The 24,469-nt window shown below is 63.8% G+C and carries 29 protein-coding genes and 1 tRNA gene; 15 read left to right on the forward strand and 15 right to left on the reverse strand.

The genetic code is table 11. From position 1 onward, the window contains the following. Positions 1–74 precede the first annotated feature (74 nt). The 6 genes from TMPK1_RS19165 to TMPK1_RS19190 all read left to right on the forward strand — a co-directional run bounded on the left by TMPK1_RS19165 (position 75) and on the right by TMPK1_RS19190 (position 5,270). A complete protein-coding gene (locus tag TMPK1_RS19165; RefSeq protein ID WP_420245082.1) occupies positions 75–1,271 on the forward strand; it encodes a DUF4331 family protein in 1,197 nt (398 codons plus the stop codon). Beyond that, complete coding sequence (locus tag TMPK1_RS19170) at positions 1,268–1,849, forward strand: HupE/UreJ family protein (RefSeq protein WP_420245084.1); 582 nt, start codon at positions 1,268–1,270, stop codon at positions 1,847–1,849. Before TMPK1_RS19165 ends, TMPK1_RS19170 begins: the two co-directional genes overlap by 4 nt. Then, positions 1,846–1,971, forward strand: a complete 126-nt coding sequence (locus TMPK1_RS19175; protein WP_420245086.1) for a hypothetical protein — start codon at positions 1,846–1,848, stop codon at positions 1,969–1,971. Before TMPK1_RS19170 ends, TMPK1_RS19175 begins: the two co-directional genes overlap by 4 nt. Beyond that, positions 1,968–2,732 (forward strand): DUF4198 domain-containing protein, encoded by a 765-nt coding sequence (locus tag TMPK1_RS19180; protein WP_420245088.1) that lies wholly within the window; start codon positions 1,968–1,970, stop codon positions 2,730–2,732. The genes TMPK1_RS19175 and TMPK1_RS19180 overlap by 4 nt, the downstream gene beginning before the upstream one ends. A 150-nt stretch (positions 2,733–2,882) precedes the next feature. Beyond that, complete coding sequence (locus TMPK1_RS19185; RefSeq protein ID WP_420245089.1) at positions 2,883–4,064, forward strand: serine hydrolase domain-containing protein; 1,182 nt, start codon at positions 2,883–2,885, stop codon at positions 4,062–4,064. A gap of 30 nt (positions 4,065–4,094) precedes the next feature. Then, positions 4,095–5,270: a serine hydrolase domain-containing protein gene (locus tag TMPK1_RS19190; RefSeq protein ID WP_420245090.1), complete on the forward strand. Its 1,176-nt coding sequence runs from the start codon at positions 4,095–4,097 to the stop codon at positions 5,268–5,270. 48 nt (positions 5,271–5,318) lie between these two features. Here TMPK1_RS19190 and TMPK1_RS19195 read toward each other — a convergent pair whose 3' ends face one another. Together TMPK1_RS19195 and TMPK1_RS19200 are read right to left on the reverse strand one after the other, a co-directional pair. Continuing rightward, complete coding sequence (locus TMPK1_RS19195) at positions 5,319–6,344, reverse strand: alpha/beta fold hydrolase (RefSeq protein ID WP_420245091.1); 1,026 nt, start codon at positions 6,342–6,344, stop codon at positions 5,319–5,321. A gap of 10 nt (positions 6,345–6,354) precedes the next feature. Then, entirely contained in the window at positions 6,355–6,771 is a 417-nt protein-coding gene (locus TMPK1_RS19200; protein WP_420245092.1) for an organic hydroperoxide resistance protein, read from the reverse strand. A 160-nt stretch (positions 6,772–6,931) separates the two neighbouring features. Here TMPK1_RS19200 and TMPK1_RS19205 point away from each other — a divergent pair, with 160 nt between their 5' ends. The 3 genes from TMPK1_RS19205 to TMPK1_RS19215 all read left to right on the forward strand — a co-directional run bounded on the left by TMPK1_RS19205 (position 6,932) and on the right by TMPK1_RS19215 (position 9,193). Beyond that, positions 6,932–7,390 (forward strand): MarR family winged helix-turn-helix transcriptional regulator, encoded by a 459-nt coding sequence (locus tag TMPK1_RS19205; protein WP_420245094.1) that lies wholly within the window; start codon positions 6,932–6,934, stop codon positions 7,388–7,390. A gap of 3 nt (positions 7,391–7,393) precedes the next feature. Beyond that, complete coding sequence (locus TMPK1_RS19210; protein WP_420245095.1) at positions 7,394–8,308, forward strand: gliding motility protein GldB-related protein; 915 nt, start codon at positions 7,394–7,396, stop codon at positions 8,306–8,308. A gap of 198 nt (positions 8,309–8,506) precedes the next feature. Further along, positions 8,507–9,193 (forward strand): dienelactone hydrolase family protein, encoded by a 687-nt coding sequence (locus TMPK1_RS19215; protein ID WP_420245097.1) that lies wholly within the window; start codon positions 8,507–8,509, stop codon positions 9,191–9,193. 49 nt (positions 9,194–9,242) lie between these two features. Here TMPK1_RS19215 and TMPK1_RS19220 read toward each other — a convergent pair whose 3' ends face one another. After that, the gene (locus TMPK1_RS19220; protein WP_420245098.1) at positions 9,243–9,854 is read right to left on the reverse strand and encodes a glutathione S-transferase family protein; all 612 of its coding nucleotides are present in this window, start codon (positions 9,852–9,854) and stop codon (positions 9,243–9,245) included. Positions 9,855–9,946: 92 nt separating this feature from the next. Here TMPK1_RS19220 and TMPK1_RS19225 point away from each other — a divergent pair, with 92 nt between their 5' ends. Beyond that, positions 9,947–10,648 carry a helix-turn-helix transcriptional regulator gene (locus TMPK1_RS19225; RefSeq protein WP_420245099.1) on the forward strand — a complete coding sequence of 234 codons (702 nt, stop codon included), beginning with the start codon at positions 9,947–9,949 and terminating at the stop codon, positions 10,646–10,648. On the opposite strand, the gene TMPK1_RS19230 is transcribed toward TMPK1_RS19225, so the two are convergent. Both TMPK1_RS19230 and TMPK1_RS19235 read right to left on the reverse strand, forming a co-directional pair. Further along, positions 10,645–11,145, reverse strand: a complete 501-nt coding sequence (locus TMPK1_RS19230; RefSeq protein ID WP_420245100.1) for a hypothetical protein — start codon at positions 11,143–11,145, stop codon at positions 10,645–10,647. The genes TMPK1_RS19225 and TMPK1_RS19230 overlap by 4 nt on opposite strands. Beyond that, entirely contained in the window at positions 11,145–11,954 is an 810-nt protein-coding gene (locus TMPK1_RS19235; protein ID WP_420245102.1) for a class I SAM-dependent methyltransferase, read from the reverse strand. Before TMPK1_RS19235 ends, TMPK1_RS19230 begins: the two co-directional genes overlap by 1 nt. A gap of 90 nt (positions 11,955–12,044) precedes the next feature. On the opposite strand from TMPK1_RS19235, the gene TMPK1_RS19240 reads away from it, so the two are divergent. Continuing rightward, positions 12,045–12,956 carry a LysR family transcriptional regulator gene (locus TMPK1_RS19240; RefSeq protein WP_420245103.1) on the forward strand — a complete coding sequence of 304 codons (912 nt, stop codon included), beginning with the start codon at positions 12,045–12,047 and terminating at the stop codon, positions 12,954–12,956. On the opposite strand, the gene TMPK1_RS19245 is transcribed toward TMPK1_RS19240, so the two are convergent. Genes TMPK1_RS19245 through TMPK1_RS19275 form a run of 7 tightly spaced genes read right to left on the reverse strand, consistent with a single transcriptional unit; the run spans position 12,932 to position 19,012 of the window. Then, positions 12,932–13,303 (reverse strand): YciI family protein, encoded by a 372-nt coding sequence (locus TMPK1_RS19245; protein WP_420245104.1) that lies wholly within the window; start codon positions 13,301–13,303, stop codon positions 12,932–12,934. The two genes, TMPK1_RS19240 and TMPK1_RS19245, sit on opposite strands and share 25 nt — an antisense overlap. A gap of 60 nt (positions 13,304–13,363) precedes the next feature. After that, entirely contained in the window at positions 13,364–14,641 is a 1,278-nt protein-coding gene (locus tag TMPK1_RS19250) for a glycoside hydrolase family 2 protein (RefSeq protein WP_420245106.1), read from the reverse strand. A gap of 27 nt (positions 14,642–14,668) precedes the next feature. Further along, a complete protein-coding gene (gene guaA, locus TMPK1_RS19255) occupies positions 14,669–16,231 on the reverse strand; it encodes a glutamine-hydrolyzing GMP synthase (protein ID WP_420245108.1) in 1,563 nt (520 codons plus the stop codon). An 11-nt stretch (positions 16,232–16,242) separates the two neighbouring features. Next, positions 16,243–16,587, reverse strand: coding sequence for a DMT family protein (locus tag TMPK1_RS19260; protein ID WP_420245109.1), 345 nt, complete (start codon positions 16,585–16,587; stop codon positions 16,243–16,245). A gap of 10 nt (positions 16,588–16,597) precedes the next feature. Next, positions 16,598–17,143 (reverse strand): GNAT family N-acetyltransferase, encoded by a 546-nt coding sequence (locus TMPK1_RS19265; protein WP_420245112.1) that lies wholly within the window; start codon positions 17,141–17,143, stop codon positions 16,598–16,600. Next, positions 17,140–17,697, reverse strand: a complete 558-nt coding sequence (locus TMPK1_RS19270) for a GNAT family N-acetyltransferase (RefSeq protein ID WP_420245114.1) — start codon at positions 17,695–17,697, stop codon at positions 17,140–17,142. The genes TMPK1_RS19265 and TMPK1_RS19270 overlap by 4 nt, the downstream gene beginning before the upstream one ends. Then, positions 17,672–19,012, reverse strand: a complete 1,341-nt coding sequence (locus tag TMPK1_RS19275; protein ID WP_420245116.1) for an RsmB/NOP family class I SAM-dependent RNA methyltransferase — start codon at positions 19,010–19,012, stop codon at positions 17,672–17,674. The genes TMPK1_RS19270 and TMPK1_RS19275 overlap by 26 nt, the downstream gene beginning before the upstream one ends. A gap of 70 nt (positions 19,013–19,082) precedes the next feature. On the opposite strand from TMPK1_RS19275, the gene TMPK1_RS19280 reads away from it, so the two are divergent. Further along, the gene (locus tag TMPK1_RS19280; protein ID WP_420245118.1) at positions 19,083–19,442 is read left to right on the forward strand and encodes a hypothetical protein; all 360 of its coding nucleotides are present in this window, start codon (positions 19,083–19,085) and stop codon (positions 19,440–19,442) included. A gap of 105 nt (positions 19,443–19,547) precedes the next feature. Beyond that, positions 19,548–19,997, forward strand: a complete 450-nt coding sequence (locus TMPK1_RS19285) for a hypothetical protein (RefSeq protein WP_420245120.1) — start codon at positions 19,548–19,550, stop codon at positions 19,995–19,997. On the opposite strand, the gene TMPK1_RS19290 is transcribed toward TMPK1_RS19285, so the two are convergent. Together TMPK1_RS19290 and guaB are read right to left on the reverse strand one after the other, a co-directional pair. Next, positions 19,994–21,127, reverse strand: a complete 1,134-nt coding sequence (locus TMPK1_RS19290) for a serine hydrolase domain-containing protein (RefSeq protein WP_420245121.1) — start codon at positions 21,125–21,127, stop codon at positions 19,994–19,996. The two genes, TMPK1_RS19285 and TMPK1_RS19290, sit on opposite strands and share 4 nt — an antisense overlap. Next, positions 21,127–22,596 carry an IMP dehydrogenase gene (gene guaB, locus TMPK1_RS19295; protein WP_420245123.1) on the reverse strand — a complete coding sequence of 490 codons (1,470 nt, stop codon included), beginning with the start codon at positions 22,594–22,596 and terminating at the stop codon, positions 21,127–21,129. The genes TMPK1_RS19290 and guaB overlap by 1 nt, the downstream gene beginning before the upstream one ends. Before the next feature lie 402 nt (positions 22,597–22,998). On the opposite strand from guaB, the gene TMPK1_RS19300 reads away from it, so the two are divergent. Further along, positions 22,999–23,508 carry an RNA recognition motif domain-containing protein gene (locus TMPK1_RS19300; protein ID WP_420245124.1) on the forward strand — a complete coding sequence of 170 codons (510 nt, stop codon included), beginning with the start codon at positions 22,999–23,001 and terminating at the stop codon, positions 23,506–23,508. A 64-nt stretch (positions 23,509–23,572) separates the two neighbouring features. Here TMPK1_RS19300 and TMPK1_RS19305 read toward each other — a convergent pair whose 3' ends face one another. After that, the gene (locus TMPK1_RS19305) at positions 23,573–24,271 is read right to left on the reverse strand and encodes an RlmE family RNA methyltransferase (protein WP_420245125.1); all 699 of its coding nucleotides are present in this window, start codon (positions 24,269–24,271) and stop codon (positions 23,573–23,575) included. 106 nt (positions 24,272–24,377) lie between these two features. On the opposite strand from TMPK1_RS19305, the gene TMPK1_RS19310 reads away from it, so the two are divergent. Further along, a tRNA-Gln gene (locus TMPK1_RS19310) sits at positions 24,378–24,451 on the forward strand. The last annotated feature ends 18 nt before the right edge of the window (positions 24,452–24,469 follow it).

A 24,469-nucleotide genomic window follows, 5' to 3' on the forward strand; every position in this document is an offset into this window, starting at 1 on the left:
AATCGCTAAAGAATCTGACAGCGGCTGCGGCCGGTGTGGGGCTTTCTCCGCGTCTCATACTGGAGACGAACGCCATGCACCGAACTCGACATCTGGGCGCAATTTTTCTTGGCCTTCTGCTGACCGGCCCCGGGCGAGCGTCGGACCATCTCGATTCCCCGACCGTGATCGCCGATCCGCGCACCGACATCGGCGATCTCTATGCCTGGACGTCAGCCGATGGAAAGCAACTGAACCTGGTGATGACGATCGTCGGGCGCGCCTTCTCGGACCGCGTCGATTACGTGTTTCATGTCGATAGCGGCCGCGCCTTCGGCAAGACCAGTGCTACGACCGAGATCGTCTGCCGCTTTCCCGCCGCCGGCGTGACGTCCTGCAAGGTCGGCGACGACGAGGTGCGCGGCGACGCAGACCGGTCGGACGGTTTGCGCGGTCGTTCCTTCCGCGTCTTTGCGGGCGTGCGCGACGATCCGTTCTTCAACAATGTCCGCGGCACGCGCGACGCCTACAACGTCGCTGACGCGGCGCTGAAAGCGGGCGCGAAACTCGACCGCGCCGCGTGCCCTGCATTCTCAAAAGCGACGTCGCGCGAGATTCTGGACAAGTGGCATCACACCAACGGGCACGCCGCGGTCAATTTTCTCGAAGGCTGGAAAGTCGCAGCGATCGTCGTTGCGATCGATCTCGACGTCGTCACCAAAGGCGGCAAGACGCTGGGTGTCTGGGCCGCGACGGTCGGCGCCACGCGCCAGATCGATCGTGCGGGACGGCCGCTAACCGGGAATGCGCTGCTGGGAACCGTCGCCGCCGACGAGATCAGCGACGCGATGAAAGAAGACTTCAACGCAGCGACGCCCGCCGATGCGGCGAAGTTCGTGCCGGAGATCGAAAAAGGCCTCGCGCTCTATGACGGGTTCGACGGCGTGTGCGGCAACCAGCTGCTCGCAGCCGGATCCAAGTCGCGCAATCGCTATCGTGCGATGGCGCAGCTGCTTGCCGACGACCGGCTGTGGGTCAACGCCGCGTCGTCGCGCTGCACGCAGCTCTTTGCGGTCGAATTGGCGGCGCGTGCCGGCCAGCAGAAATTCGCGCGCGATTGCGGCGGCCGCACGCCGAACTATGACGCGGTCAATGTCTACCGCTCGCTATTGGTCATGGGCCGGCTGGTCGGTGTCGATGACGGCGTCCATCGCGACGATCGCGATCATTCCGACACTGTGTTTCCGTTTCTCGCTGCGCCGGCAGCAGCGAATGCGGCGTCGCAGCCATGAGATACAAGGTAACCTTCGCAGCCTTGTTGTTCGCTGCACCGGCCGCCGCGCATAGCGGCGCAAATCTGCCGGGCGGATTCCACTACGGGCTCATTCACCCGCTGACCGGATTCGATCACGTGCTGGCGATGGTGTCGGTCGGGCTTTGGGGCGCGTTTCTGGGCCGTCCGTTGATCTACGCGCTGCCGATTCTGTTTCCGCTGTTGATGGTCTGCGGTGCCGCGCTTGGCATGCTGGGCGTGGCGCTGCCGCCCGCCGAGCTTGGCGTCGCGCTGTCGGTGTTGGTGCTGGGCGGTGCGATCGCGCTTGGTTGGCGCGCACCGGTGTGGCTCGCGATGATGATCGTCGCCGTGTTTGCGATCTTTCACGGCTACACGCACGGGATCGAACTTCCTTCGGCGACCGATCCGATCGGCTACAGCGCCGGCTTCGTGCTTGCGACCGGGCTGCTGCATGTGGCCGGCATTTCGATCGGCCTGCTCAACAATTCGCGCCACGGCGCACTGCTCACGCGCAGCCTGGGCGCGCTGTTCAGCTTTGCCGGTTGCTGGTTTCTCTACGTCGCGGTGACGTCATGAAGCGAACCTCGATTGTCGCCGCGGCGACGATTGCGAGCTGGCTGCTCGCAGTCGCAATCCTCGCCGCGCTGCTGCATCTGCTGCACGAAACGCCGGCTGCATGGTTGGATCATCTGCAATGAAGCGATGCCTGTGGATTGCCGCTTTGTGGTGCGCGTCGCCGGCGACTGCGCATGATTTCTGGGTGCAGCCCGACGACTTCCGACCGCAAGCTGCAACGACCGTGACGTTGCAGGTCGGGCATGGTCCCGATCGCCAACGTTCGCCGATCGCGCTTCGGCGCATTCTGCGCTTCGATGCAATCGCACCTGACGGCACGACCGGCCGCTTGGCGCCCGACACGGTCTTCGCGCCGGCAACGTCCGGCACGCATCTGCTGGTGCTGCAAACCGACGACAATGCGCGCAGTCATCTGCCGGCGCTGCGTTTCAATGACTATCTCGAGGTCGAAGGGCTGACGCCGGCCTTGGAGCTGCGTCGCCGCACCGGACGGATGCAGGTGGATGGCGCGGAGCGCTATAGCCGCGTCGCCAAGGCGATGGTGCAGAACGGTTCGGACGCAACCACGAACGTTCTGGCGCCGGTTGGTTTGCCGCTGGAAATCGTGCCCGAGCGCAATCCGTACGACGCGGTTCGTGCGGACCGATTGCCCGTGCGCGTCATCTATGCCGGCGCGCCCTTGTCGGGTGCGTTGGTCAAGTTCACCGATCTCGATCACGACGAGACGCCGTTCGAGACACAGCGCACCGACAAAGATGGGCGCGCCTATTTCACAATGCCGGCGCGGGGACGCTGGCTGCTCAACGTGATTTGGACGCGGCCGTCGGATCGCGACGTGGATTTCGAGACGATCTTCTCGAGTCTCAGTTTCGGCGTCCCGTAAGGAAGTTGCGTGGACACGGCCAGGCGCGCCGACAGGTTGGTACCTTTCAAGCCGCCGCTACGACACGCGTCGCTGTAAGCATTCCCTCAATTGACAGGATTTGGATTCGCCGTCTGCCTGGCTGCGAAATCAGCGCAGGGAGAGCATTCGATGAATCGGTTTTTGGTTGCAGTTGCCGTCGCGGCGCCACTGGTCTGGCACGCGCCGTCCTTTGCCGCCGACGCAGCGTCGATCTCGGCTGCGATCGACAAAGCGGCCGCGGCCGCGGTCGCTGCCGGCGAAAGCGCGGGCCTGCAGGTCGCGGTCTACAAAGACGGCAAGCCGCTGCTGGTGAAGGGCTACGGCGTCGGCAGTCTCGAACTGAAAACGCCGGTCACCAACGACAGCGTCTTCCGCATCGGTTCGGTGACCAAGCAGTTCACCGCCGTCGCACTGTTGCTGCTGCAGGAAGAGGGCAAGCTGTCGCTCGACGACAAGCTGTCCAAATACTATCCCGATTTTCCGCGCGCCGCCGACATCACGCTGAAGCAAATGCTCAATCATACGTCGGGCATCTCGAACTACACCGACGATCCCAGCTTCGCCAAAGACGGCATGATCAAGCGCACCAGCGACGAGATGGTGACGTTCATTGCCAAGTTGCCCAAGACGTCGGACTTTGATCCGGGCACGGGCTGGCGTTACAGCAACTCGGCCTATTTCATTCTTGGCGGCGTGGTCGAGAAAGCCGCGGGCAAGCCGCTCGCCGACGTACTCAAGACGCGTCTGTTCGTGCCGCTGGGCATGACGCACACGGCGCTCGATGACGAAGCCGAGGTCGTAGCGGGCCGCGTCGCCGGCTATTCGGCCACCGCGCCGGGCAAGTTTGCCAATGCCGCCTATCTCTCGATGACGATTCCCGGCGGCGCCGGGTCGATGCGCTCGTCGGCGACCGATCTGGCGAAGTGGAACGCTGCTCTGTTCGGCGGAAAGATTCTGAAGCCGGCTTCCTTCGAAGCGATGACGTCACCCGGCAAACTGAACAATGGTGAGAATAGCAGCGCTGCGATGAAGCGGCCGGATGCTGCCAAGGACGCGCCGCCGCCGCGCAAGCGCGAATATGGCTACGCGCTGCAAATGTCCGACGAAGAAGGGCACGAGAAGATCAACCACGGTGGCGGCATCTTCGGTTTCAGCTCGATGCTGACCGAATTCCCCAAGGATCACGTCACCGTCGTCGTTCTGGCCAACACGATCGGCAAGGACGTCGGCACCGCCAAGATCGTTCCGAAGATCGAACGGCTGGCGCTGGGTCTGCCGGCCGAGAAGAAGCAAACCGCCGAAGTCAAATAACTGACTTTTGCGAAGTTGAGGGAGTTCGAGATGCATTTGGGAAATCGGTTCTTGGTCGCTGCAACCGTGCTGGCGCCGTTGGCACTGCAGGCGCCCGCCTTCGCTGCCGACGCGACGTCGGTCGCCGTTGCGATCGATAAAACGGCGGCGGCTGCAGTCGCGGCAGGCGAAAGCGCCGGCCTGCAAGTCGCCGTCTTCAAGGACGGCAAGCCGGTGTTGGTGAAGGGCTATGGCTTCGCCAATCTGGAGCTGAAGGTTCCGGTCAATAACGAGAACGTGTTCCGCATTGGCTCGACTACCAAGCAGTTCACCGCTGTTCTGCTGCTGCTGCTGCAGGAAGAGGGCAAGCTGTCGCTCGACGACAAGCTGTCCAAATATTATCCGGACTTCCCGCGTGCCGGCGACATCACGCTGAAGCAGATGCTGCATCACACGTCGGGCATTCACAGCTACACCGACGACCCGCCGTTTCTAAATGACGGCATGATCAAGCGCACCACCGATGAGATGGTGACCTACATCGCCAAGATGCCGAAGGTGCAGGACTTCGAACCGGGCGCCGACTGGTACTACAGCAACTCGGCCTATTTCATTCTCGGCGGCGTGATTGAGAAAGCGTCGGAGCAGAAGCTGCCCGATTTGCTGCAGGCGCGCCTGTTCAAGCCGCTGGGCATGACGCACACCGCCTTCGACGACGAGGCCGAAATCGTTCCCGGTCGCGCTGCCGGTTATTCCGCGACTGCGCCGGGCAAATTCAGCAATGCCTCGTATCTGTCTTTGACGATTCCGGGCGCAGCCGGATCGCTGCGTTCGTCAGCGAGCGACCTCGTGAAGTGGAATGCGGCGCTCTACGGCGGCAAGGTGCTGAAGCCTGCGTCGCTGCAGGAGATGCTGGCGCCGGGCAAGCTGAATACCGGTGAGAACACCGCCAAGGCGATGGCGGCGCTCTATGCCAAACTCGGCATGAAGGATGACGAGGATTCCGGCAAGGAATATGGCTACGGGCTGATGATTTCGAAGAAGGGCGGCCACGACAAAGTCGATCATGGCGGTGGCATCCCAGGCTTCAATTCGCACCTGTCGGAATTCCCCAAGGATCACATCACCGTCGTCGTGCTGGCGAATGCGCTGGGCAAGGATGTCGGTGCGGGCAAAGTCGCCGACCGGATCGAGCGCATCGTGCTCGGCCTGCCGGCCAAGAAATAAGTCGCGACACGGGCGTCACGGCACCTGGCCCGTGACGCCCGTTGCAGATCAGAATTTGTCGACGTCGATCACTGCTTGCGCAAATTCGCGCGGCGCTTCCTGCGGAAGATTGTGACCGATGCCACCGCGGATCAGGCGGTGTTCGTATTTACCGGTGAATTTGGCGCGATAGGCGCTGGGATCGGGATGCGGTGCGCCATTGGCGTCGCCTTCCATCGTAATGGTCGGCACCGCGATTGCCGGGGCCAGTGCCAGCTTCTGTTCCAGCTCGGCATATTGCGCCTCGCCGTCGGCAAGGCCGAGCCGCCAGCGATAATTGTGAATCACGATGGCGACGTGATCCGGATTGTCGAACGATGCAGCCGAACGTTCGAATGTCGCATCGTCGAACTTCCATTTCGGCGAAGCGAGCTGCCAGATCAGCTTGGAAAAATCGCGCCGGTATTTGTCGTAGCCGAGACGGCCGCGTTCGGTCGCGAAATAGAACTGGTACCACCACTCGAATTCGGCTTTGGGCGGCAACGGCATTTTATTGCCTTCCTGGCTGCCGATCAGATAGCCGCTGACGGAAACGAGGCCTTTGACGCGTTCGGGCCAAAGTGCCGCGATAATGTTGGCGGTACGTGCGCCCCAGTCGAAGGCGCCGAGGGTCGCCTTGTCGATCTTGAGCGCGTCCATCAATGCGATGATGTCGATCGCAACGACGGCCTGCTCACCGTTGCGCGGCGTCGCGTCGGACAGAAACCGCGTCGTGCCGTGACCGCGCAGATGCGGAACGATGACGCGATATCCCGCCTTCGCCAGCAGCGGTGCCACCTCGACAAAGGCGTGAATATCGTACGGCCAGCCGTGGAGAAGAATGACGACCGGTCCATTGGCCGGACCTGCTTCCGCGTAGCCGACATTGAGCGTGCCGGCATTGACCTGTTTCAGCGCGCCGAACGAGGCCGGCGGTTTCTTTGGTGCAGTGCTTTGCGCATGCGCCACGCCGATCAAGCCGATCTGCGCCGCGGCGAAGGTCGTGGCGGCGGCGCCAAACAGGCGCCGCCGTTGCAGGTTGATGGAGTCGGTCATCGTTCTTTCCTCAAACTACGTTGAGCGTGACGTCGATATTGCCGCGCGTTGCCTTCGAATACGGGCAGATCTGATGTGCCGCTTCGACGACGGCCTGCGTGACTTCACGCGGCAGTCCGGGCGCGCTGATATTCAGGCGTGCTTGCAGGAAGAATTCGTCGTTGGTCGTACCCAGATCGATTTCAGCATCGATCGCAAGGTCGGCCGGCAGCTTGACCTGCAGCTTGGACGCGGCGCGACCCATCGCGCCCATGAAACAAGCCGACCAGCCGGCCGCGAACATCTGTTCCGGGTTGGTGCCGGGCGTCGGGCTGCCGGGCGGGGAGAATTTGACGTCGAGCTGGCCGTCGTCGCTGCGGGCGGTGCCGCTGCGGGCGCCGACGGCGTGGGTTTTGGCGGTGTAGAGGACTTTCTCGATCTTGCTCATGACGGCCTCCTTGGCCTGCGAGGGTTTCTAATCGGACACGATTAGATCGTACGCGATTGATCTAAGGCCGTCGGAGAGGAGAGTCAACCCTTCCGATTTAATCGTATACGATATATATTTGGCAGGCGGCCGGATATGCAGGCCCGCAAGGGGAAACGAGATGACGTCGAAAACCTCGCAGAAAAAGCCGGCCCGGAAGCTGTCGAACTTTCTGTGCTTCGCCGTCTATTCGGCGAACCTCGCCTTTGGCCGGGCCTACAAGCCGATCCTCGACAAGATTGGTCTCACCTACACGCAATACATTGCGCTGGTGGCGCTGTGGGAAGAGGACGACCAGACCGTCAGCAGCCTGGGTGAGAAACTGTTTCTTGAATCCAACACGCTGACGCCAATCCTGAAGAAACTCGAAGTGATGGGTTTCGTCACCCGTCGTCGCGCCGCCGCCGACGAGCGGCAGGTCGTGGTCAGCCTCACCGACAAAGGCAAGCAGTTGGGCGAAGTCGGCATCGGCAACAATCTCGTTCCCGCAACGCGCCTCGCGCCCGATGAATTTGCGACCCTGCAGCAGTCGGTCGTAGCGTTGCGCGACAATCTGATCGAGTCGACCAAGGCGCGGTAAAGCATGCGGGCATCGTCGTTCGGCGCAGTCGCCGCAATCCTGGTGTTGCAGACTGCGTCCGCCGCCGCGGCGGCAGCGCCCGAGATCGTCACCACCGACGTGACGCGATTCTACCAACTCTACGAAGCGACGAGCGCGCATCCGACGGTCGAGCAGCTCGACCAGTATGTTGTGACGGGAACGCCGGCGCTGCAGGAATTCGCCAAGGCACGCAATGTCACCGGCGCGCGCATCGCCGAGAAGATGGCGGCCAGCCCCGCGACCTACGCCGATGCCAGACGCTGTCTTGCGGTGCTGCCGGCCGTGTCGCAACGGCTGACGGTCGCCTTCGCGAAACTCGCGTCGGTATATCCAGCCGCGAAATTTCCGCCGGTGACAATCGTCGTCGGGCGCGGGCGGCCGGTCGGCATCACCAGCCCGGCGGGCGTCACGATCGGACTCGAAGCTTTATGCGCCGCCGATTTCATGGATCCCAATATCGAAGACCGGTTCGTGCACAACGTCGCGCACGAATACGGCCATATCCAACAATCCGACGCGCAGCAGGCGCTCGAACCCGGCCAGCCCGACGCAACCGTTTTGCGCATGTCATTGATGGAAGGTGCGGCCGAATTCATCGCCGAGCTGATTTCGGGCGATGTCGGCAACTACCAGCACAAGGCCGCGACCAAAGGCAAAGAGGCAGCGATCGAACGCGCTTTCGTGCGCGACCAGGACAAAACCGATCTTTCTGCCTGGATGTATAACGGCCCCGGCGACACCGACCATCCGGGCGATCTTGGCTATTGGGTCGGATACCGCATCGTGAAGAGCTACTACGCGCATGCGCGCGACAAGCGGGCGGCGCTCAAAGAGATTTTCGACCTGCGCGACCCGAAACAATTCGTCGCCAAGAGCGGCTGGAAACCGGCGCGTTAACACTGTCGTCGCGCGCGTGCAGAAATTTCTGCACGGCGGTTGCGACCAATTGCATTTGATTGCGTTGTGGCGCCGGAAGGCGGCCCAATCGCGCAATCCAGCCTGCTAGCTGGCGCGAACAGTCCAAAACCACGCCATCGGTCCAAGACAGGACGAGCGTCGCTCGTCACGTTGCGCTCGGACCGATGGAGTGGGGCGATGGGCGAATACATCACGATCAGCGACGGCTTTCGCGCCTATGTCGCGCGACCAGCCAGCGCGCCGGCGCCCGCCGTCGTGGTGCTGCACGAAGTGTTCGGCGTGAACGCCGACATCCGGCAAACCTGCGACGAGCTTGCGGGCAAAGGCTTTCTCGCGGTCGCGCCGGATCTGTTCTGGCGGCAGAGCCCGGGCGTCGATCTCAGCGTGACGTCCGAGGCCGATTGGAAAACCGGCCTTGGCCTGTACATGGCCTACGATCGCGACGCCGGCGTTGGCGACGTCGCCGCGACCATCGCCGCCGCGTCGCGACTGCCGGGCTGCACCGGCAAGGTCGCAGTGATGGGCTACTGTCTCGGCGGCCTGATGGCCTATCTCACCGCGGCACGATCCAAGGTCGACGCAGTCGTCGCCTATCACGGCGGCGACACCGAGAAATATCTGGGCGAAGCGTCCGCGCTCGCCGCGCCGTTGCTGATGCATCTGGCCGATGAGGATGAATTCATTTCCAAAGACGCGCAGGCCGCGATCAAAGCCGCGCTGGCGAACAGACCGAACGTGCAGATCTATTCGTACGCGGGTTGCAACCACGCTTTCTCCCGCCATGGCGGCACGCATTACAACGCCGAAGCGGCCGCGCTTGCGAACGGGCGGACCTGGGATTTTCTCAAACAGAAGCTGGGTTGAGCGCACGCCCGACCACGCGCATGCGTAGCCAGGCGCGGCGCATCCGCAGTTACGCAGCCAGGCGCTGTACCCCGGACGCGCTATCCAACGCGATCGCGCGGACGCACGCAGGGCGCGTCTTGCAGCGTTCGATATAGGCATCGATCGCTGCGCTGGGCGGGAAGGCTTTGCGACCGAAATCGAGCGCGCTGGCGACGATCAGATCGATGCTCGTGAAACGGTCGCCCAGCATGTAGGGGCCGTTCGCCAGCGCCTGTTCGATACGCTGCACGGCGGCGTCGTAGCGGCGCTTTTTCATCGGCACGTCGAGTTCGTTGCCGAAGCTGAGGAACATCGCGGGCTCCATCTCGGCTGCGTACCAGGTCAGCCAGGTCAGATAGTCGCCGCGCGCTTTGTTGCCCGCGTCGGGGCCAAGGCCAGCGTCGGGAAACGCGTCGGTCAGATAGAGGAAGATCGCAATCGACTCTGCCAGCACGGCGCCGTCATGGACGACGACTGGCACGCGCTTGTCGGGATGCGGATTGGCGGCATCGGGCGATCCCTCCCCCGTCATCGGACGGAAGATCGACACCGGGCGGATTTCGTAGGGCTGTTGCAGCTCTTCCAGAAACCAGATGATGCGCGACGAGCGGGATTGGGGCGCGTGATACAGCGTGATCATGAGGGACAGTTCCTGCCTTCGTTGGTCGTTGTGGCAGGACAGAGGTACAGAGGGGCTACTGACAGCATGATGTCAGGAGGGAGAGCTTAAGGATGCGTCGCGCTGACCGGTTGTTTCAGATCATCCAGATCCTGCGGCGGTCGCGCGCGCCCATCACGGCCGAGATGCTGGCCCAGGAATTGGAGATCTCTACACGTTCGGTCTATCGCGATATTGCCGACCTGATCGGACAGCGCGTTCCCATCTGCGGCGAGGCCGGGCTGGGTTACGTGCTGGCGCGTGACTTCGACATGCCGCCGCTGATGCTGACGCCCGACGAACTCGAAGCCGCTGTCTTGGGTGCGCAATGGGTCGCGGGGCGCGGCGATCCGGTGCTGGCCGCCGCCGCGCGCGATCTGATCGCAAAGATCACGACCTCGGTGCCCGAACGGTTGCGTCCCTACATCGCCGAGCCCGCGATCGGTGCGCCGCCCGGACGCAACGTTGCGCCCGACGGGCTCGATCTCGCGCGCACGCGCGAATGGATTCGCAGTGGCCGCAAGATCCGCATTGCGTACCAAGACGAACAAGCGAAAGAGAGCCAGCGCGTCGTGTGGCCGGTGATCATCGGCTATGCCGACGCGGTGCGCTTGCTCGCGGCCTGGTGCGAGCTGCGCAAAGACTTCCGCCATTTCCGCACCGACCGGATCGCCGGCGCGGAATTTCTCGACCAACGCTACGACGCGCGTCCGGCCGAACTCAGATCGCGTTGGCGCAAAGATCTCGAGACACGGCGGAAGGCGCGCAGCGCCTAGGCATTTGCCGTTCGCACCGGCGAACGCAGCAGCAGATAGAACGCCATCACGTGCGTAATCATCAGCGCCGGCACGTAGAGGATCGGGATCGCGTAGGTGGCGCCCAATTGGCCCGCGCTTGCCGGAACGCCGAGCTGGGTCGCAAGCGTGTAGTCGATCAACAGGTCGGCGATTCCGACCACGTTGAAGGCGACGACGAACGACCAGAATAGCGGGCGTATCCGGATCGTAAGAAGCGCCAGCATCGCCAGAATGCCGGTGGCGAAGTCGCCATACGCGGCTGCGGTTGCGAAAGGTGCGGGCAGGTCGGGGCTGACGACGCCGGGCACGAGAAAGACAAGTCCGAAGAAGCGGAAGCTGTGCAAGGTTGCGATGGCGCGATGCGCGTTGATGCGGTCCGTCGATTTGAACCATGGCAGGACGTAGGTGCTGAACACCAGCAGCCACGCGACATAGCCGCAGACGAGATGGATCCGAAACAAGAGCTGCGTCGACATCAGGCGGCCTCGAACACGGCGCTGAGAAGCCCAAGTTTGCCTTCCAACAGGCTGCGCCCGAGATTGTTCATCATCTGCGCGAAGTCCGGCCCCATCACGACACTGAGGTTCGGTGAGGGCGGTGGACTCGATGCGCGCAATCCGGTGATCCAGGCTTTTGCGGCTTCGGTGTCATCCTGCCAGGTCAGCGGGCGAAACTGGGCCGCGGCGATCGCAGCGCGTGTTGCATCGGCGGTGCGCAGAACGCTGGTGGCCGGCGTGCGCGCCCAAGGCAACGGATAGTAGGGCTCGCTGCCGTTCGACACGATGTCGTAGGTCGCGAACTTGCCGCCTGGTTTCAGTACGCGGCGAATCTCCGCGTACATACGTTCGCGATCGGCGATGTTCATCGCGACATGCTGCAAGAACGCGGCGTCAAACTGGTCGTCACGAAACGGAAGTTCGAGTGCGCTGCCCGTCTCGAATGACACGTGCGCGGCCTGCTTTGTGCGTTGGGTCAGGTAGCGCGCGGCTTCGACGAACGGCTCGCTGAGATCGATGCCAGTTACGCGGCAGCCATAGGCCGCTGCCAGAAAGCGTGCCGGACCGCCGATGCCCGAACCGACGTCCAGCACCGACATGTCGGCTGTCACGCCAGCTAATTCGGCGAGTTCGACCGTTGCCGCAAGCCCGCGCGTATGAAACTGATCGACCGCGCCAAGCTGTTTGGGCGTTAGCGGTTGATCTTCGGGTGGCAGAACGGCTTTCAGCCGCTCGACCAGCCCAATCGCGTGATAGTGATCGCGCACGTCCAGAAGTACGTCGGTCATTGCAAGTTCGCTTTCAGGTTCCTGTCGTAGATCTGTTGCGATGTAGGCAGGCTCCCCGCGCGCGACTATCCGCGATAAAGTCGATACGTCATGAAGCAGAACTTCACAGTCCGGCATGGCGCACTCGACGGCGTCGAAGCGTTCTTGCGCGTCGCGCAACATCGCTCGTTCCGCAAAGCGGCGGCAGAGTTGGGCGTCACGCCGTCGGCGATCAGCCAGATCGTGCGGCACTTGGAAGAACGGATCGGTGCGCCGCTGTTCATTCGCACGACGCGCAGCGTCGGACTGACCGAAGCGGGCGAACAGTTTCTCGCGCGCGCCAAGCCCGCGTTCGAAGAGCTGGTCGCTGCCACCCAAGCAGCGCGCGAATATGGCCAGCGACCGGCCGGTCGTTTGCGCCTTTCCGTGCCGCGCGCGGTCGTGCCGATCCTGTTGGAGCCGCTGATCGCGTCTTTCTGCCGGACCTGTCCCGAAGTCGAAGTCGAGATCGCCGCAAGCGAAACGCTCGTCGACATTGCGGCCGAAGGGTTCGATGCCGGAATCCGGATGGGACAGTTCATCGACGCCGACATGGTTGTGGTCCCGATGACCAAACCATTTCGCTACGTCGTCGTCGGCAGCCCGGACTATCTCGCCGGCAACGATCGCATCGCGCATCCCGACGACTTGCGGCAACACGCATGTTTGCGCCTGCGGCGGTCGAGCGGTGCGCTTGCGACCTGGTCGTTCAACGATGCCGGTCGTGCCATCGAGATTGCCGTGTCAGGGCCGTTCATTGCGCACGACATTCCAACCATGCTCGGCGCAGCGATCGAAGGCGTGGGGCTGGCGCAGGTGCCGGAGCCGGTCGCCGCGTCGCCGCTCAAATCCGGCAGACTCGTGCAGGTGCTGGCGAAGTTCGCGACCATGTCGCCGGGCGTGTTTCTCTACTATCCCGACCAGCGACATGTGACGCCGAAACTCCGCGCCTTCATCGATCACGTAAAATCGTCCAGCTCGTAGAGCGGCCGGATTTCGATCTCGCTCGGGCCCGGCATGGGGTTGGGGCAACGCTTCACCCAGGCGACGGCCTCGTCCATGTCTTTCACGTCCCAGAGCCAGAAGCCTGCGACCAGTTCTTTGGTTTCGGCGAATGGCCCGTCGATGACGAGGCGCTTAGCACCGTCGAACGCAACGCGCTTGCCTTGTGACGACGGCGTCAGCCCGTCGCCCATGCGCAGAATGCCGGCCGCTTGCAGTTCCTCGTTGAACTTGCCCATTGCCACCATGCATTCGGCGGTCCAGGGATCGCGGGGGTTGAAGCCTTTTTCGCTGTCGCTCGTCGCCTTCACAAACACCATCACGCGCATTGTCGGTCTCCTGGGTTGGCGGGCCGTCGTGGCCTGTCACTGGCACGACGAGCGAGCCGGCTAGCGATCGACATCGTGCCGAAGTTTTTGTGGCGCCGGACAAACGCGCCGGTGCAGCAACAGGCCGAGAAGCGGGATCACGAGCGCCAGGGCGTATTGGGTACGCGATACGCCGACGCCGTAGGGAAACCAGATTCCCTGCACGCCGATCGCCGACAGCTCGGCCGGGAACAACGCAACCGCCATCACCAGCATCGTCGCCAGCGCCAGCAGCCGCAGGTGCGCGACGCGCGCGACGGACACGACCGACCAGCCGAACAGCGCCAACAGCGCAACACGCGCCGCTGACTGCAGAAGCTGGGCGTTGAATCCGGGATACGCAGCGATGCCGGCCACAACACCGAGCAGGCATGCAGCAGCGTCGATCCGGCGATCCGACCGTCCGGCAAAGCGATTGCAGGCGATGACCCACAAGACGACCGCAAGCGGATTGAAGATGACGTAGCGCGCGATGATGACCGTCTGCAGGCTTTCGATGTCGGTCCAATAGAAGAGCGGCTGGTTGATGCGCGACGCGGCGATGGCGGCAACGGACGCAGCGGCGAAGGGCACAAACCGATCGCTGCGCGCAAATCGCCAAAGCGACAGCGCGAACAGCGCCAGGCTCAGCAACGCCAACGGCTCGACGAGATCGACGACATAGCCCCAGAAGGTCTTCCACCATTGCGCCACGTGGCGCGCAGCGCCTGCAGTTGGTTCCGCCAGGATCGGCGCGACATGGATGCCGCCGCCTTCGGGATCGTCGGCCAGTTCTTGCGGCAGATAGACGTGAATCGCGAGCACGCCTTCGCCGGACGCCTCCGTTTCGCCGAGCTGAAACAGTTGCGGGCGCACCGCATAGACGCGTGGCGGCGTTGCAGTGAAGTCGCCGATGCCGCCAATGCGCTTGCCGTTCCAGTAAATCTCGTACGCGCCGTCCACGAGCGTCGGTCCAAGCAGCACCGGCGTCGTGCCGACAGGCACGCTCCACCGAACATGGAGCCGGTACCAGGCATGTCCCCAACGTCCGGCATGACCGCGCGCCGACCAACCTGGAACGTAGCCAGGCAGACCGACGTCGCCGTCATGTGCGCCGGGCGGCGGCGTAAGATCGACACGTTCCCACGCGCGATCGTCCAATTGCGCCGACGCGAAGCGCGGATCGTCACCAAACCGAAACGCCCACGGTCCGTTCAACGGCGCTTCGGCGCGCGACAATGCGATTTCGGCGTCCGCGTTTGTCGGCTGCGTCGCGAAGAGCGCGAGCACCAGTCCGAGAAACGCAGCCGCAAATCGCATCGGTTTCCTATCGCTGCAGGGTGGGCTTCACTCCCACTCAATCGTTCCCGGCGGCTTCGACGTGATGTCGTAGACGACGCGATTGATGCCGCGCACTTCGTTGATGATGCGCGTTGCGGCGCGGCCGAGGAATTCGTGGCTGAACGGGAAGTAATCGGCGGTCATGCCGTCGGTCGAGGTGACCGCGCGCAGCGCGCAGACATTGTCATAGGTCCGGCCGTCGCCCATCACGCCCACCGTCTTCACCGGCAACAACACTGCGAAAGCCTGCCAGATCGCGTCGTAGAGGCCGGCGTTGCGGATCTCTTCAAGATAAATGCGATCGGCTTTGCGCAGAATTTCCAGCTTCTCGAACGTGATGTCGCCCGGAATACGAATGGCGAGACCCGGACCCGGGAAGGGATGACGACCGACGAACACGTCGGGCAAACCAAGTTCGCGACCCAGCGCACGCACCTCGTCTTTGAACAGCTCGCGCAACGGTTCGACGAGCTTGAGCTTCATGCGCGCGGGCAGGCCGCCGACATTGTGATGGCTCTTGATCGTCACCGACGGACCGCCGGTGAAGCTGACGCTTTCGATCACGTCGGGATAAAGCGTGCCCTGCGCCAGGAAATCGGCGCCGCCGAGCTTCGACGCTTCGGCGTCGAACACGTCGATGAACAAGCCGCCGATGGTTTTGCGCTTGGTTTCGGGATCGGTGACGCCCGCCAGCTTGTCGAGGAACTGCTTGCCCGCATCCACATGCACCAGCGGGATGTTGTAGTGGTCGCGGAACAGAGTGACGACTTCGTCGGCTTCGCCCGCACGCATCATGCCGGTATCGACGAAGATGCAAGTCAGCTGGCTGCCGATCGCTTCGTGCAACAGCACTGCCGTGACCGCGCTGTCGACGCCGCCCGACAGGCCGCAAATGACGCGGCCTTTGCCGATCTGTTGGCGTAGTTTTTCGATCGCCTGCGTTTTGTACGCAGCCATCGTCCAATCGCCCTTGCAGCCGCAGATGTCGTGCGTGAAGGCGCGATAGAGCTCTGCGCCGTGCGGCGTGTGCACGACTTCGGGATGAAACTGCACGCCGTAGAGTTTGCGCTTCTCGTCGGTGACGAAGGCGTAGGGCGCACCTTCGCTGTTGCCGACGACTTTGAATCCGGGCGGTAGCGCAGTGACCCGGTCGCCGTGGCTCATCCAGACTTGCTGGCGTTCGCCCGGTTTCCAATCGCCCTGCGCGATCGTGCTGGCTTCACGCATATCGACGAAGGCACGGCCGAATTCGCGCGTCTCGCCCGGTTCGACCTTGCCGCCCAGCTGCAGGCACATCGCCTGCTGGCCGTAGCAGATGCCGAACACCGGCACGCCAAGCTCGTACACGGCCGGCGTCGGCAGTGGCGCGTCCTTGTCGAGGACCGAAGCCGGCCCACCCGACAGGATCACGCCTTTGGGCTTGAAGGCGCGGATGCGCGCCTCGTCGGCATTGAATGGAATGATTTCGCAGTAGACGCCCGATTCGCGCAGGCGCCTGGCGATCAACTGTGTGACCTGGCTGCCAAAATCGAGAATGAGGATGCGGTCGGCATGGATTTGTTCGGCCATGCCCGGGGTGCTTACAGCTTGTCGGCGAACATGAACAGCACCGCCCCGACAAGGCAGGTAAACGCTCCGAGGTGGCGCCAGGTCAGCGCCTCGCCGAGATAGAGGACCGAGAAGCCGGCGAAGACGAGCAGGGTGACGACTTCCTGGATCGTCTTGAGCTGGCCGGCGGTGAAGACGTGGTAGCCGATCCGGTTGGCGGGCACCTGCAGGCAATATTCAAAGAAGGCGATGCCCCAGGACACAGCGATGACCAGCCACAACGGCCGGTCGCCGAACTTCAGATGTCCGTACCAGGCGAACGTCATGAACAGGTTCGATCCGACCAGCAGCAGGATCGTCCACAGACCTGTCGTCATCAGCAGGCGATTATTTCTGGGGCTGCATCCAGGCGAGCACCGCGAGGTCCGGCCAGCCATAGGCTGCTTCCGGAACGCGCTCGCCGAAGAGACGCCCGGTGCGGTCGCCGATCGGTCGGCCGCCCAGACGTTCGTAGAAACGGCGTGCAACATGGTTGGTCGAAAGCGCCCATACCATTGCCGAACGCAGATCGCGGGCCATCATCACCCGCGCCATCGCGACCATCAGCTGCGTGCCATAGCCGCGCCCCTGCGCCGTCGGCAGCAGATAGAGCGTGTAGACTTCGCCTGCATAAAACGGGACGCGGCCGCGCTGCCGACCGCAGGTGGCAAAACCGACAATACCGTGATGCTTGTTCTCAACCACGAGCGGCACGACCACGTCGTCGACCCGTTCGAGCGTCGCGCGCCAGTGCGCGGCACCCCACATCGAACCGACTCGGGCCAGCGAACGCGGCGTCAGCAACCCGTCATAGGTCGAACGCCAGGACAAATACTGGACGCGGGCGACGTCTTCGGCGTCGGCCGGGCCAGCGGGACGGATGAGCACACTCATGACGGGCGGAGTTTGTACAACTCTGCGAGATCGCGCCAGCAGTACCCGACATGTGTCAGCACATGACCGGCGGCAGGACCGGACGCGTCGAGTACTTCTTCATGGGTGATGTCGACAAGCACGCCGCCCAACCGCTCGTAAAATCGGCAGGCTGGTTGATTGCCCGTCAGCACCCAGACGCGCGCATGGCCATAGCCACGATCGTGCAGCCGCTTCGCCATCGCGCCCAGCAACGCGCGGCCGACGCCGCGACCTTGTGTGTTGCGCGCGACATAGAGTTTCTGGAATTCGCCGGCACCGTCGGCAGGCCCGTGCCGATCGGCGCCGGATCGCCCAAAGCCGACAATTGTTCCGTTGTCATCGAGCGCGAGCAGCACTTCGGCATCACCGACCGGCGCCAATAACCGTTCGCGCCACCACGGCACGTATTTCTCGACCGTCTGCTGCGCCAGCCACGACGCGGGAATGTGGTCGCGATAGACGTGCTGATAGTTGTCGACTTCGATCGCAGCGATTGCAGCCGCGTCGTCAGTCGTCGCTGGTCGCAGCTTCATCAACAGTAACGGCTGGATTGCGTTCGACGACGGCGGTGAAGAACCCGTCCGTGTCGTCCTGTGCCGGCGTCAGCGACAGATAGGGTTCGTTGCGCGGCGGCGTGCCGCCGACGGTTGCGGGCCACAGCTCGCTGAGCGGCACGACGCGGAAGCCGGGATTGCGCGCCAGGAAACCTTCGATCTGCGCCGCGTTCTCGTCGATCAGCATCGAGCAGGTCGCGTAGGCGAGGCGTCCGCCTGGCTTCACCAGCCTTGCGGCGCTGTCGAGCAAGCGCGCTTGCAACGGCACCAGCGTCTCGAGACCGGGACCAAGCTGGCGCCAGCGCATGTCGGGGTTGCGGCGCCACGTGCCCGTGCCGGTGCACGGCGCGTCGACAAGCACGCGGTCGAACCGTTGCTTGTGCCGTTTGATCCAGGGATCGGTTTCGCCGGTGATGGCACGCGTTTCGATATTGTGCGCGCCGGCACGACGGAACCGCAGCTTGGCGCGCTGCAACCGTCCGTCGAGCACGTCGGTGGCGATCACGCGGCCTTTGTTTTCCATCGACGCGGCCATCGCCAAGGTCTTGCCGCCTGCACCGGCGCACAAATCGACGACTTGATGGCCGGGTTGCGCGCCGACCAGCAGTGCAACCAGCTGCGAACCTTCGTCCTGAATTTCGATCGCGCCGTCGCGATAGAGCGGGTGCGCCATGATCGACGGACGACCGACGACGCGCAGACCGAACGGCGACAACGGCGTCGGTGAAACCTGAATGCCGTCGGCGATGAGTTGCTTGCTCGCCGCTTCGCGCGTCGTCTTCAACGCGTTGACGCGCAGGTCGATCGACGCCGCCGGGATCAACGCCGCCGCTTCAACCGCGAACCGCGAGCCCAAGGTTGCGCGCAAGCTTGGCTCTGCCCATGCGGGGACTTCGACGCGCACCGCGTCGGGCATGTCCGGATGATCGAGCGTGTGGCCGGCCAGCTGTCGTACCAATTTGCGTTCGCCGTCATCGAGCGGCATGGGCGCAAACTTGCCGCCGTTGAACAGGCCGGCGACGGCGTCGGCGTCGCGACCTTCGCCGGCAATCTGGTCGGCGATCGCAACTGCGCGCGCAGTTGCAGGATGTTCATATCGGCCGAGCCACCAGCCCAGCCGCGCGCGGCGCCGCAGTGCGCGATAGACCGCCTGGGCGATGTCGGCCCGATCTTTGGCGCCAATAAAGCGCCGATTGCGGAAAAACTGGGAAACCGTCGCGTCGGCCGGGCGCGGCTCCGCGCCGACAAGGTCGAGCAGTTCGATCGTGGTTTGGAGGCGTGCACCGGGGGTCATAGCGACGAAGGAAGTAGTTGGATGCCAGGCGCCTGTCGACCGCGGCCTCGAATTCGGCTACCGCTCCGCCATGCCGACCGAGATCCGCCACATCATCTGCAACTCCGCCGAAGTGATTTCGGCCCTGCAGCTCTTCTACAAAACCCGGCAGAAGCCGCTGCCGGCGGGCTCGGTGGTCAGCCTCATCATCCAGGACGAGCCGCTCAGCGCGGTGCTGGAGATCGAGGGCGACAAAGACGGCAAACGGATGAAAATCTCCTGCGGCGGCGAAGAAATGGCCGCGGCGCTGATCCTGTTCTGCCGCGAAAGCCACATTCCGCTGCCCGCCGACGGGCAGAAAGTCCTGCAGAAATTCGGGGATTCCGTCGGGCTCATCGTCACGCGCAACCCGCGCGACAAGGCGATGGCGACCAAACTGCTGAAACGCTGAGCTCCCGGGCGTACTGCACTTCGGCGGTGTCGATCGGAACGGGATCCGTCTGATCGCGGTTGCCCGTCAAGCGCGCTCACCCTGCGCGCGAACCGGAGCAGCATCATGACCAGACTTCTTCTCGCAGGCGTCGCCGCGCTCGCTTTGTCGAGCGCATCCGCACTGGCGCAAAGTTCGAGCTCGAGCGGCAGCGCCGCAAGCCAACCAACCGGCGGCAGCAGCACCAGCAGCACGCCCATGTCCCCCAACAGCACCGATCCGAGCCGCGTCGGCAGCGGCACCTACGGCACCAGCAGCTCGTCGCTAAGCGGTACATCCGATCGCGGTACGTCGGGCGCTGACCTCAGCCGTCCGTCGACCAATTACGGTTCGACCGGCAGCAGCAATTCGACTTCGTCAGAGACGCGCGCGCCGGGCACGCCGGGCAGTGGCACATACGGCGACGGCATCACCGCGCCGTCCTCGAACAACACGACGACCTTGGGGCCGGATCAGCGCGGTACGCCGCCGAACGCCAACACTGGCGGCGCCAATACCAGCAACAGCGGGCGCTAGCGCAATGCGTCCGGCGCAGCAGCGCCGGACGCATAATTCTCCCAGCGCCAGGGAATGTGCAGTTCGCCCATCACGAGATCGGTGACGGGCTTGAAGATCTCTTCCGCGCGCACGCTGTTCGACAGAAGCAGAATACAATCGCGCTTGGCGTCGATGCACAGCGCGTAGTTGGCGGTGTCGTCGTCATGGCCTTCTTTGAAGAAGGCGTGACCATGCGGCGTTTCAAACACGCCCCAGCCCAGCGCGTAGCCAAGCCGGATCGATTTGTACGCGTCGGTGCGCCACGGGCGCAGCGTCGGAAATTGCGCCACGGAGTCGATCTCGACCTGCAACCGCACCACCTCGGCGCGCGCGTGTGGGCTAAGCCCATCGCCGCGCGCGACCGCAGCGAGAAACACCGACCAGTCGCGCAGTGTCGTATCCATCGAGCCCGCCGCACCGGTCGAACGACGGCGCCGGTGCGGCTGCACGGTTCCGTCCTCAGTGTAGCCCTGCGCCGCGTTGTCGGCGAAGTCATCGCGCCACGTCATCGCGGTGCGCGTCATGCCGAAGCGATCGAAGATGCGGCGCTGCATCTCCTGGCCGACATCGAGTCCCAGGCCACGCTCGATCACGAATTGCAGTAGATTGATACCTTCGCCCGAATAGCCGTAACGCGCGCCCGGGTCGCGGTGAAAGCGCAGCTTCTTGTCGTCGTCGAGCCAGCGGAAATTCTGAAAGCCGCTGGTGTGGTTCAGCAAGATGCGCGGCGTCAGCGCGCGCCAGCGCGGATCGTCCGCCAGATCGGCATAAGCGCCGTAGTCAGGCAATGGTTGCGGCAACAGGTCGGCGATCGAACGGTCGAGCTCGATCCGCCCTTCATCGACCAACTGCAGCACGAAATAGGCGAAGGTCGCTTTGGTCAGCGATGCGCCGTACATCACCGTGTCCGGCGTCAGCGGCAAGTCGCGTTCGACGTCGCGCTTGCCGTAGCTGCTTATGCGAACGAGCTGGCCATCGCGGATCACGGCCAGGCCAAGTCCGGCGACGCGGTGCTGCTGCAGCAATTGCTCAACGCGCGTGTCGATTGCGTCGGCTTTGACCGGCAGCGCGACGAGCAGCGAAGCTGCGGTCAGCGCAGCCAGACGCATCAGAGATCGCGACGGTAGTTCGGCGTCTCCGCGGTGATCTGAATGTCGTGCACGTGGCTTTCGCGCAGCCCCGCCGACGTGATCTTCACGAAGGTGCAGTTGCGCTGCATGTCGGCGATGGTGGCGTTGCCGGTGTAGCCCATCGCGGCTTTCAAGCCGCCGACCAGTTGATGCACGACGGCGCCGACCGGACCTTTGTACGGTACGCGTCCTTCGACGCCTTCCGGCACCAGCTTCAGCGTCTCTTTCACTTCGGCCTGGAAGTAGCGGTCGGCCGACCCACGCGCCATGGCGCCGATCGAGCCCATGCCGCGATAACTTTTGTAGCTGCGGCCCTGATACAGCACGACGTCGCCCGGTGCTTCGTCGGTGCCGGCGAACAACGAGCCCAGCATCGCAACGTCGGCGCCGGCTGCGATCGCTTTGGCGAGATCGCCCGAATATTTGATGCCGCCATCGGCGATGACGGGCACGCCGCGTTCGCGCGCCGCTTCGCTGGCGTCGAGAATGGCGGTGAGTTGCGGCACGCCAACACCGGCGACGATGCGCGTGGTGCAGATCGAACCAGGACCGATGCCGACTTTGACGGCGTCGGCGCCGGCATCTACCAGCGCACGCACGCCGTCGGCGGTTGCGACATTGCCCGCGACGATCTGCAGATTGTTCGACAGGCGACGTACGCCCGCGACGGTTTCCAGCACGCCTTGGCTGTGACCGTGTGCGGTGTCGACGACGATCACGTCGGTTTCCGCATCGACCAAAGCGGCTGCACGTTCGACCGCGGCCGGGCCGGTGCCGACGGCGCCAGCGGCGCGCAGACGGCCTTGCTCGTCTTTGGTTGCGATCGGATGCAGCTGCGCCTTCTCGATGTCTTTCACCGTGAACAGGCCGGTGCAGCGATAAGAATCGTCAACGACGATCAGCTTCTCGATGCGATGCTGGTGCAGCAGTCGCTTGGCTTCTTCCTTGTCGACCGTCTCGCGCACCGTGATCAGCTTTTCTTTGGTCATCAATTCGCTGACCGGCTGATCGGGATTGGATGCGAAGCGCACGTCGCGGTTGGTCAGAATGCCAACCAGCTTGCCGCCATTCTCAACCACCGGAATGCCCGAGATGCCGTTGTTCGACATCAGCTGCAGCGCGTCGGACAATTTCGCGTTGGGTGCAATGGTGATCGGGTTCACCACCATGCCGGATTCAAACCGCTTCACGCGGCGAACTTCTTCGGCTTGTCGTTCGATCGACAGGTTGCGGTGAATGACGCCGAGACCGCCCACCTGCGCCATCGCAATCGCCAGCGGTCCTTCGGTAACCGTGTCCATCGCAGCCGAGACGAGCGGGATGCTGAGCTCGATCCGTTTCGTCAGTCGCGTTCGCGTATTTGCGTGCGCCGGCAGAATGGACGACGCGGCTGGGACGAGCAGCACGTCGTCAAATGTCAGTGCGTCGCGAATGATCGGTGCGGGCATCTCGGTCGGCCTATCGAAATCGGGCGGCAAAGGCCGTCAATTGGCCTCGGATGCGGCGGCAATATACGGGCCATTTGAGGGGCTGCAACCGCGTTGGCCCGCGTGCCGGCTACGCGTATGGCGCGTGCGGTACGGGTGGACTTCACCCCCGGCGAGGTTTACAACCCCGCGGTCGCATCGTCGGGCGTGTGCTCGGCGCCGCAGTCACTGTCGAATTTGTCGAGATCGTCTTGCAGTCTATTAATACGACCACAGGGTCCATGTTCTGCACCGGTGTTCCTTACGAACCGGTTTGTGATTTTGTCGGCTTCGAAGTGCTGCTGAATCGACTGACGGCGTGGCCGTCGCCCGCGACACGACTAACCTCTCAAAAGATATAGCCGACAAAGGAATTAGGCGCGTATGCCGCAGAAACTCTATGTGGGAAACCTTGCTTTCTCGATGACTTCGGAAGAGCTCGGCTCGACCTTTGCTCAGTTCGGAAACGTGGTTTCGGCCAAGGTGATCACCGAACGCGAAACCGGCCGCAGCCGCGGCTTCGGTTTCGTTGAATTCGCCGAGAAGACCTCGGGCGAAAAGGCGATCCAGGAACTCAATGGTAAGCCGCTGGGCGGCCGTCCTCTCGTGGTCCGCGAAGCTGAAGAACGTCGCCCGGGCGGCGGCGGCGGCTTCGGTGGTGGCGGCGGCGGCGGTGGCCGTGGCTTCGGTGGTGGCGGCGGTGGCGGTGGTCGCGGCGGCTACGGCGGCGGCGGCGGTGATCGCGGCGGCTACGGTGGCGGCGGCGGTGATCGCGGCGGCTACGGCGGCGGCGGTGGCGATCGCGGCGGCTACGGCGGCGGCGGTGGTCGTGGCGGCGGCGGTGGCGGCTACGGCGGCGACCGCGGCGGCAACGAAGGCGGCGGCCGCTGGTAATCCCAGCGCCTCAGCAGAATTTGGAAGGGCCGGTGCGCAAGCACCGGCCCTTTCTCTTTGTGCGCTACTTGGTGCCGCGAAAGCCGAGCGCGACGATATAGAGCTCGCTTGAATCGCTGCGGCTGGCTGCTGGTTTTGCGTGCTTCACGCTGGTGAAGGCGCGCTTCAACGGCTCGAGCAATTCCTTCTCGGCGCCGCCCTGAAACAGCTTGGTGACGAAGGCGCCGCCGGGCGCCAGCACTTCTTCGGCAAAGGCGAAGGCGGTCTCGGCCAGGCTCAGAATCCGCAGCGCGTCGGTTTGGCGATGGCCGACCGTGGGGGCCGCCATGTCCGACAGAACCAGATTGGCCGGTCCGCCCAGGGCCGCTTTCAGCACGTCGGGCGCGGTCGGATCGAGAAAGTCGAGCATCAGCATCTGGGCGCCTTCGATCGGCGCCGTCTCCAGATAGTCGAGCCCGACCACGATGCCGCCGGTCTCGGCGGGGCGGACGCGTTGGACTGCGACCTGGGTCCAGCCGCCGGGGGCGGCGCCCAGATCGACCACGCGCATGCCCGGCTTCAACAGCCGGTACTTCTCGTCGAGCTGCAGCAATTTATAGGCGGCGCGGCTGCGCCAGCCGTCGCGCTTGGCGGCTGCGACATAGGGATCGTTGAGCTGGCGTTCCAACCACAGCGTCGAGGCGTGGCTTCGCTGGCGTGCGGTTTTGACCCGTACCGAAAGGTCGCGCCCGCGGGGCGCGCCGGGTTTCTTGGTTGGCGGCATGGCGCTTCTTAGCACGTCGACAGGGGCAGGATCCCAGCCGGCACGACAGGGGTTTTCATCCCGGCTGGCCGGTGGTACCACCGCGCCTCGCTGAAGGGCGGCCTGCTGGGGGATCGTCTAGCGGTAGGACTGCGGATTCTGACTCCGCCAACCGTGGTTCGAATCCACGTCCCCCAGCCACCCTTCGCGACAATCTGA

The sequence above is a fragment of the Roseiterribacter gracilis genome (genome assembly GCA_018332375.1).
Taxonomy (GTDB): domain Bacteria; phylum Pseudomonadota; class Alphaproteobacteria; order BOG-932; family Roseiterribacteraceae; genus Roseiterribacter; species Roseiterribacter gracilis.